The following is a 964-nucleotide window of genomic DNA, read 5'->3' as shown; positions in this document are numbered from 1 at the left end:
TATAGCCATAGCCATCTTCATTAGGACGCAGCTTGCTTGAGAACGACTTCGATGGCATCGCGTAAATGATCTGAGTTGGGTAATAGTTTGCGAATCCGACTTTTCAACCAGGCCCAACACTTTTCAATGCGATTGAGATCCGGCGAATAGGGCGGCAAATAGACCAACTGACACCCTGCGGTTTCAATCAATTGGGCAATCCGACCGCCATGATGAAACGTCGCATTATCCACAATCACCCACTCACCCGGATGCAACACTGGAATTAAGCACGTTTCTAGCCAGGTCTCAAAGACAGTGCGGTTGCACGCTCCCTCAACCGTAAATGGTGCAATCAATTGACCATTTCGGTACCCGGCGATCATATTAATGCGTCCCTGTCGCCGACCTGATTTGAGGTCGTAGAAGCGTTCCCCTACAGATGAGTACCCATAGCCATAGTTATCTCGTTCATCCATCCCAGACTCATCGACATAGACCAGGTGAGGCGCTTTCGGGTTCTCGAGTTGCTCTAAGAAGGCTGCCCGTTTGGCTTCATCCCGTTGGCAATACCCGTATGTTTTTTTTTACGGGTATTGCCAATCTTCCGTAATGCCCTCGAAATCGTGCGTTGACTAATCTCCCCATCCCATAGCTGTGCCATCTCCGTTTGGGTTTTATCCCCATGCGCTTTGACAAAGTCCCGAAACTTCTCCCAATCCCTGATTTTGCCGTTCTGTTGGGATGCTTGCCTCGCCTTTGGCTTAACATCACCCGTTTCGGCTTTGCGTTGGAACCACAAGTTGATTGTATTGCGACTGATATTGAACAGTTGGCTCGCCTCACTTTTCTTGAGACCGTCCAACTCAATCGCTTGCATTACTTTTTGCCGGAAGTCATTACTGTAAGGTTGAGCCATTGAAATTGGGTAGAAGTGATCGCAATTATTATAGTCCACGTCCTAATTAGACTGGCTATAGCTATA

1 protein-coding gene is annotated in these 964 nt (G+C 48.0%); it reads right to left on the bottom strand.

Going from position 1 to position 964, the window contains the following annotated elements:
* Window positions 1-20: 20 nt before the first annotated feature.
* Window positions 21-898, bottom strand: a protein-coding gene (locus ACM0OZ_RS49000) for an IS630 family transposase (protein ID WP_414590187.1) whose coding sequence is annotated in 2 segments (ribosomal slippage) — window positions 21-566 and window positions 569-898 — 876 coding nt in all. Because the reading frame shifts where the segments join, the coding sequence is not laid out codon by codon here.
* Between the last annotated feature and the right edge of the window lie 66 nt (window positions 899-964).

This window comes from Scytonema sp. PCC 10023 (genome assembly GCF_963920835.1).
In the GTDB taxonomy this organism is placed as follows: Bacteria; Cyanobacteriota; Cyanobacteriia; order Cyanobacteriales; family Nostocaceae; genus Kalymmatonema.
The sequence above is the reverse complement of the archived record's forward strand: the minus strand, read 5'-3'. Positions and strand labels throughout refer to the sequence as shown.